The sequence below is a fragment of the Methylophaga sp. UBA1464 genome, from assembly GCF_002325665.1.
Taxonomy (GTDB): domain Bacteria; phylum Pseudomonadota; class Gammaproteobacteria; order Nitrosococcales; family Methylophagaceae; genus Methylophaga.
Genome location: NZ_DCSO01000088.1, coordinates 31,645 through 31,871, shown reverse-complemented (window position 1 = coordinate 31,871; position 227 = coordinate 31,645). Strand labels below are relative to the sequence as shown.

Sequence of the window (227 nt, the reverse complement as noted above, 5' to 3'; positions counted from 1 at the left end):
CCATACCGGCATCAAAGGCAATTGACCAGTCAGCCTGACTGGTGACCATCCCCATATCAGCAAATAAATCGTCATCACGATGATCCATGATGATCCAGTCACCCTGAACCTGGCGTGAGATATATTCAAACGGCTCCATCGGTAAGGTACTGGTATCACCAAAAGTAAATGTCTGATCAATTTCCAGTGGCTTGTTCACCCAGTGCCACTGATCACCGTTCTTGGTC

At 47.6% G+C, this 227-nt stretch carries 1 protein-coding gene; it reads right to left on the bottom strand.

Annotated features, from left to right (window positions below; genetic code table 11):
• Positions 1-199, bottom strand: a 199-nt coding sequence (locus B3O33_RS11485) for a heme-dependent oxidative N-demethylase subunit alpha family protein (RefSeq protein ID WP_349676319.1), incomplete at its 3' end; no start/stop codon positions are given.
• Positions 200-227: the final 28 nt, after the last annotated feature.